Genomic DNA, 6309 nt, shown 5'->3' with positions numbered 1-6309 from the left:
ATATTGGGGATGAGGTGGAAGGACTGGAACACGATGCCGATGTTTCGCCCCCGAAACGATGCGATCTGGTCCTCGCTTTTACCGTTGAGCAGCTCGCCGGCGATGCGGACCGTTCCGGAATCGACCCTTTCCAGGCCGGCCAGGACCATCAGCAGCGTCGACTTGCCGGAACCCGAAGGGCCGACAATGCCGGTCGCCTCGCCGGCCGCGACATCGAGGCTGACGCCCTTCAGCACATGCACGGAGGACGCGCCTTCACCGAGCGTCAGCGATACGTCTTTCAGCACGATGACGGCTTCTGTCACAATGAAAGCGTCCTATATGGGTAGAGAAGGGCTAGAGCATCGGAGCCAAAGTGGAGACCGGGGAAATCCGATGCTCAACAAGGAACCCGCCTTCGCCTGAAGACCATTTCCGCTCATATGGGGCCTGCCGCATGGCTTTCAAACACACTCTGGCCGCAGCCCTCGTTCTTTTCGCCGCGATCGGCAGCGCCGTTTCCTCGGCAAGCGCCGAGACGTTCAGGATCGTCGGTTTCGGCGACAGCCTGATGGCGGGTTTCAGCCTCGGGCCCGGCGAGGGTTTCACCGATAGGCTGCAGGCAGCGCTTCGCGCCAAGGGTCTCGATGTCAGCGTCGCCAATGCCGGCGTCTCCGGCGACACCTCGAGCGGCGGCCTGGCGCGGCTCGACTGGTCGGTGCCCGACGGCACGCAACTGGTGATCCTCGAGCTCGGCGCCAACGACATGCTGCGCGGTGTGGCGCCGGCCGTCCCCGAGAAAAACCTCGACGAGATGCTGGCCAGGCTCAAGGCGCGCAAGATCGGCGTGCTGCTGGCCGGCATGCGCGCCGCGCCCAATCTCGGCGCCGACTACCAGAACGCCTTCGACGCCATCTATCCGAAGCTCGCCGCGAAATACGGCGTTACGCTCTATCCGTTCTTTCTCGACGGCGTCGCCGGCGTGCCCGGCCTGCAGCTTGGCGATGGGCTGCACCCCAACGCCAGGGGCGTCGACAGGATGGTCGAAGGCATACTACCGACGGTGGAAAAGTCGATTGCCGCGGATGGCGGCGCGTCGTGAGGCAGGAAAGTCACGGTTGCCGTTGGGGAAACCGCGAGGTCAATAAACCGCTTGCCCCGCTTGGATATCGATGATTCGCTAGGGGCGTGAGTTTCGATTCGAGGACAGGAGGCTTGCCATGCCGCGTCTTTTCACCGCCCTCGAAATTCCGCGTGACGCCGCTCTTTCGCTGTCCCTGCTCCGGGGCGGCCTGCCCGGAGCCCGCTGGATCGACGTCGAAAACTACCATCTGACGCTGCGCTTCATCGGCGATGTCGAGGGCCATGTCGCCGACGAGATCGCCAACGCGCTGGACCGCGTCCACCGCCCGTCCTTCTCGCTGACGCTCTCCGGTGTCGGCGCCTTCGGCCAGAAGAAGCCGCACGCCGTATGGGCCGGCGTCGCCGTCTCGCCGGACCTGACCGCCCTGCAAGGCGAGATCGACCGCATCTGCCAGCGGCTCGGCCTGCCGGCCGATCCGCGCAAGTTCATGCCGCATGTGACGCTGGCGCGGCTGCGCAATTCAAGTCCGCTCGACGTTGCGCAGTATCTTTCGGCGCGCGGCAATTTCTCGGCGCTGCCCTTCCGCGTCGGCCGTTTCGTTTTGATGTCGTCGCGCGATTCGGTCGGCGGCGGCCCCTATATCGTCGAGGAAGCCTGGCCGCTGTCGGGCGCCGACGCGCGCGCTGCCAGCCGCTTCGCCAGCGCCTCCGACGCCTCGCGGATCATGCGATAGACCTCGGCGAACGCGTCCGGCCCGTCATAATAGGGGTCCGGCACCTCGCCCGCAGCGCCGTCGGCAAACTCAAGGAACAGGTGGATGCGCTCGCGCATCGCGGCGGGCGCGATCGCCTTGAGGTCGCGGACGTTCGCCCGGTCCATGCCGAGGATCACGTCGAAGCGGGAAAAATCCTCCGGCACCACCCTGCGCGCCCTTTGCCCGGAAATGTCGATGCCATGATGCGCCGCGATCGAGATCGAACGCGGATCGGGAGCGGAGCCGACCTCCCAGCCGCTGGTCGCGGCCGAATCGAGCATGATGGTTCGGCCCAGCCCGCGCTCGGCCAGCACGGCGCGCAACACGCCTTCGGCGAGAGGCGAGCGGCAGATATTGCCGAGGCAGACGAACAGGATGGAATTTATCGGCTTTGCGCTCATCGATCCGGCGCCGTTTTTGTGCATGTCATGTCCCAAAACTGCGACGCACTTGCGGACGACATGCATTATGGTGAGGGTCAAAATCCGAAATAGCACGGGACAAAGACATGACGAGAGAAAAACTGGGCAAGGACGCCGTCCTCGCCGCTTTGGCCGAACTCGGCGGCTGGTCGCTGGCCGAGGACGGCGCCTCGATCAGGCGCAGCTTCGGTTTCAAGAACTTTTCCGAGGCCTTCGCCTTCATGACCCGCGTCGCGCTCGCGGCGGAAAAGATGGACCATCACCCCGACTGGTCGAACGTCTACAAGACCGTGGACGTCACGCTGAACACGCATGATGCCGGCGGCGTCACCGCACTCGACATCGAGCTGGCCACGAAGATGAACCGCTATTTTGGCGGCTGAACTCTTGTGATGGGGGGGCGCTTTCACCACATTTTCCCCCGGCGGCCGTGCACCCAACCAAGCGCGCGGCGCCAAGGAGAAGAAGATGGCGCGGCAACCCGGTTTTGATTTCTTCGGCTTCGGCGACAAGCTCGCCGGCGAAGGTGAGGTGCGCGAAAAATTCTGGCGCACGGCCAAGAAGGCCGCCCGGCAGATCCCGTTCATGGAAGAGGTGGTCGCCGCCTATTACTGCGCCATGGACAAGGACACGCCGATGCGCGCCAAGGGCATCCTGCTCGCCTCGCTCGGCTATTTCGTGCTGCCGATCGATTTCATCCCCGATGTCATCTTCGGCCTCGGCTTCACCGACGACCTCGCCGTGCTGACCGCTGCGATCACCGCCGTCAGCGCCCACATCACGCCCGCGCACAGGCAGGCTGCCAGGGACGCGATCGCCGACAAGGACTGAGCCCGAACCGGCGCAAGCGCTTGTTTGAAAAGTCAAACTCTTGCCGCTTTCGTATCCTCCAAGTCGGCACAGGACGTCCCGCCTGCCGCCTTTGTGGCGACGGCGCGGGAATGGCGGCGGTTTCCTGGGGTGAGGGTCCTTTTCTTGAGGAAAATTCACCGTTTGGTAACCCTGATTAAATCAAAATGAAGCGACGGGCAGGACGCCGCAACGGCCTGCCGCCGCACCATTTGGAATACGGGAAAAACGATGCGTGGATTGATTGCTACAGTTTCCAGCCTGGTCCTGGTGGCCCTGGCGGCGCCCGCGCTGGCGCAGTCGGCGACCAAGATCGGCCAGCACAATGCCTGGGGGACCTACAGCTACCAGGCATCCGGCGGCAAGGTCTGCTACGTGCTCACCGTGCCGACCGACAAGCAGCCGGCGACACTCGACCATGGCGACATGTTCTTCTTCGTCAGCCAGCGGCCGGGCCAGCAGGTGTCCTACGAGCCGCAATTCATCGCCGGCTACAATTTCCAGGAAGGCTCCAAGGCCACCGTCACCATCGACAAGAAGACCTTCTCGATGTTCACCCGCGGCAAGTCGGCTTGGGTCGAGAACGCGGCGGAAGAGCCGGTGCTGATCGCCGCCATGAAGACCGGCACCGACATGAAGGTGCAGGCCAAGTCCGGTCGCGGCAACCCCACCTCCTATGTGTTCTCGCTGAAGGGCATTTCGGCCGCGCTGGCCTCGATCGCCAAGTGCAAATAGGCTGAGGCCCCCTTGACGGCGGACAGCGACATCGACCGCGCCATCATGCAAATGGTGATGGACCGCTGGCGGAAGACGGCCATGGTCCTCGCGAAGACCGAAGAGGCGCTTCGCAAGGCGGGCGTCCAGGTTTCCTGGGACGATATCGCCGGGCGACTGGAAGCTCTCGACGCGCGCGGCGACATTGAAAGCCAGGGAGACCTGACGCTCTGGCACAACAGCGAGGTCCGCCTCCCGCAAGTGAAAGCGGAAGAACGATAGCTCAGCCCGGCGCGGGCATCGTCTCCGTTCTGCGCCGCCGGATCGCCTCGGCGATGAAGACGCGCGACAGCGCATGATAGAGCGGCTCGTTGGAGATCAGCCTCGCCGTGCCGTAGCCCAGCATCGCTGCGCACATCAGCGCGATGACATTGTCGTGGTTGCCGGTCATCTCGAGGATGATGACGAAGGCCGTCATCGGCGCCTGCACGACACCGGCGAAATAACCGGAGCAGCGCCGCCGTGCCGGTGGCCGTGCCGAAGACCAGGCCGAGCGTGCTGCCCAGCCCCGCGCCCACCGCCAGCGACGGTGCGAAGAGACCGCCCGGAATGCCCGATACCATCGACAAGAGGCCGGCGGCGAATTTTTCCACGAAGAAGAGGGCCGGCAGCTGCGTGCCTTCGATCGCGCCGCGCGCCTGCGCATAGCCGGTGCCGAAGGTCAGCCCGCCGGACGCGACGCCGATCACCGCCACGGCGAACCCGCAGACGGCCGCCACCACCAGCGCGCGCGGCAGCGGCTGCAGCGCGTTCCAGCGCCGGATGCGGCGCATGACCTTCAGCGCAAGCAGCGAGAACAGCGCGCCGACACCGCCGCCGATGATGCCGCAGGCAAGCACCAGCGGCCAGTCGGTGGCAAACGCCACCGTGTCCTTGGCGACGCCGAAATAGGTGTAGTTGCCGAGCAGCCCCAGCGAGGCGAGGCCGGCCAGGATCACCGCCGTCAGCACCAGCCCGTTGGTGCGCGCCTCATAGGCCCGGCCCATTTCCTCGATGGCAAAGACGATGCCGGCAAGCGGCGTGTTGAACGCGGCGGCGATGCCGGCGGCGGAGCCGGCCAGGATCAGCCCGCGCGCCTGCGCCATGCCGCCCCAGCGCGCCGCCTGCAGCATCAGCGAGGCGCCGACCTGCACCGTCGGACCCTCGCGGCCGATCGAGGCGCCGCAGGCGAGGCCGACGACGGTGAGCGCGATCTTGCCCGCCACCAGCCTGAGCGACAGGATGCGGCTGCGGTCATCCTCGTCGCGCAGATGCCGCGCTGCGATCGCCTGCGGAATGCCGCTGCCTTGCGACCCCGGGAAGAAGGAATGCGCGACCCAGGCGCAAAGTACGAAACCGAGCGGCGTCACCACGAGCGGCAGATAGAAGCGCCAGCCGCCCTCATTGCCGGTCATGATATGGAACAGAGCCTGCGCGCGGTCGGCAAGCAGCGCGAACAGGACGCTGATCAGGCCGATCGAGATGGCGCCGGCCCAGAAGACGAGACGCGGCTGCCAGACGCGCCGCGACACCCACATGGCGTGCGAACGCCGCAGCAAGCGGTATTTTCGGGATATGCCGGCCATGACGAACCTCGTGGTGACAGGCCCGGCCTAGCATAATGACGGAGCCGATCAACCCGGGCGGCGAGTCCGACGCTATGCGGCACCGCATCGGAACGGGGTTCAAGGAGATGTGATCGGAATACCCGCCGGCGCACCGGCCGGCGGGAAGGTCGGCGTGCGTGCTTGGCGATGTTCACATCGCCATTTTCTCACACTCGGCCTGGGCCTTCTTGGTCGACGTGTCGATCATGTAGGCTTTGCCCTTGGCGTCGGTCATCATCATCATGCAGTGCTTGATCGGCTTCGCCATCTTCATCATCTCGGCGCTCATCTTGGCGTCCGGCACCATCGTGCCCATATGGCCGTCGGGCGTGATCGCCGTTACCTGGCCGGCCTTCATCATGGTCATCGTTCCCATCGTGTCTTCGGCAAATGCCTGTGCCGCGGAAAGGCCGAGGAGGCCGGCGATGACAACAAGCTTGATCGATTGCATTCCGCATACTCCCATTTTGCAGGGGCACAGTTGCCCCTTTCAGGGTTCGCGAAGGCGCCTTGGGTCGTTACGCCAACACGAATATGTGATCGATTTGCGCAGTGCGAGGGATGCGGCGCCGCCTCACGGCGGTCGAGCGAATGATGACACGACTGGCAAGGTCGCGCCCGCCCCGCATGACTCCGCTCCGAACCTGTGCTATGCGCCGCGCTTCATTTCGGGCACGATACTGAAATCGGCCGCAAACCGCTTATATTGGCGCAACCATGACCCTTTCACTTGATCTTACCGCCGAAGGCGCGCGCGACGCCTTGCGTGCCCGCGCCACGCCGGCCGAAAAGCCGACGCTGATCGGCCTCACCCGGACCGAGCTCGGCGCCGCCCTCGTCGAGGCCGGCATCGTGCCGGAG

Annotated in this window: 9 protein-coding genes and 2 pseudogenes; 7 read left to right on the top strand and 4 right to left on the bottom strand. The window is 65.1% G+C overall.

Annotated elements, in window-relative coordinates:
• A partial coding sequence (locus EN738_RS29145) for an ATP-binding cassette domain-containing protein (RefSeq protein WP_127286666.1) occupies positions 1 to 305 on the bottom strand: 305 nt, incomplete at its 3' end.
• Between the two features lie 131 nt (positions 306 to 436).
• On the opposite strand from EN738_RS29145, the gene EN738_RS29140 reads away from it, so the two are divergent.
• Positions 437 to 1081, top strand: a complete 645-nt coding sequence (locus EN738_RS29140; protein WP_127286665.1) for an arylesterase — start codon at positions 437 to 439, stop codon at positions 1079 to 1081.
• A 118-nt stretch (positions 1082 to 1199) separates the two neighbouring features.
• Positions 1200 to 1796: an RNA 2',3'-cyclic phosphodiesterase gene (thpR, locus tag EN738_RS29135; RefSeq protein ID WP_127286664.1), complete on the top strand. Its 597-nt coding sequence runs from the start codon at positions 1200 to 1202 to the stop codon at positions 1794 to 1796.
• Here the strand turns inward: thpR and EN738_RS29130 are convergent.
• Positions 1700 to 2218 (bottom strand): low molecular weight protein-tyrosine-phosphatase, encoded by a 519-nt coding sequence (locus EN738_RS29130; protein WP_127286667.1) that lies wholly within the window; start codon positions 2216 to 2218, stop codon positions 1700 to 1702. The genes thpR and EN738_RS29130 overlap by 97 nt on opposite strands.
• Before the next feature lie 107 nt (positions 2219 to 2325).
• On the opposite strand from EN738_RS29130, the gene EN738_RS29125 reads away from it, so the two are divergent.
• From EN738_RS29125 to EN738_RS29110, 4 genes are all read left to right on the top strand, one after another.
• Positions 2326 to 2622 carry a 4a-hydroxytetrahydrobiopterin dehydratase gene (locus tag EN738_RS29125; protein ID WP_127286663.1) on the top strand — a complete coding sequence of 99 codons (297 nt, stop codon included), beginning with the start codon at positions 2326 to 2328 and terminating at the stop codon, positions 2620 to 2622.
• Between the two features lie 85 nt (positions 2623 to 2707).
• Positions 2708 to 3070: a YkvA family protein gene (locus EN738_RS29120; RefSeq protein WP_127286662.1), complete on the top strand. Its 363-nt coding sequence runs from the start codon at positions 2708 to 2710 to the stop codon at positions 3068 to 3070.
• 249 nt (positions 3071 to 3319) lie between these two features.
• Positions 3320 to 3823: an invasion associated locus B family protein gene (locus EN738_RS29115; protein ID WP_126057419.1), complete on the top strand. Its 504-nt coding sequence runs from the start codon at positions 3320 to 3322 to the stop codon at positions 3821 to 3823.
• A 12-nt stretch (positions 3824 to 3835) separates the two neighbouring features.
• Entirely contained in the window at positions 3836 to 4084 is a 249-nt protein-coding gene (locus tag EN738_RS29110; protein ID WP_127286661.1) for a hypothetical protein, read from the top strand.
• Between the two features lies 1 nt (position 4085).
• On the opposite strand, the pseudogene EN738_RS29105 reads toward EN738_RS29110, so the two are convergent.
• Both EN738_RS29105 and EN738_RS29100 read right to left on the bottom strand, forming a co-directional pair.
• Positions 4086 to 5427, bottom strand: a pseudogene (locus EN738_RS29105) (chloride channel protein).
• 172 nt (positions 5428 to 5599) lie between these two features.
• Positions 5600 to 5899 (bottom strand): hypothetical protein, encoded by a 300-nt coding sequence (locus EN738_RS29100; protein WP_127286660.1) that lies wholly within the window; start codon positions 5897 to 5899, stop codon positions 5600 to 5602.
• A 266-nt stretch (positions 5900 to 6165) separates the two neighbouring features.
• On the opposite strand from EN738_RS29100, the pseudogene EN738_RS36500 reads away from it, so the two are divergent.
• Positions 6166 to 6309: pseudogene (locus EN738_RS36500) on the top strand (23S rRNA (adenine(2503)-C(2))-methyltransferase RlmN); the annotation flags it as partial.

The organism is Mesorhizobium sp. M4B.F.Ca.ET.017.02.2.1 (genome assembly GCF_003998955.1).
Lineage (GTDB): Bacteria > Pseudomonadota > Alphaproteobacteria > Rhizobiales > Rhizobiaceae > Mesorhizobium > Mesorhizobium abyssinicae.
Note: the sequence above shows the minus strand (reverse complement) of the source record. Positions and strands in the feature narration are given on the sequence as shown.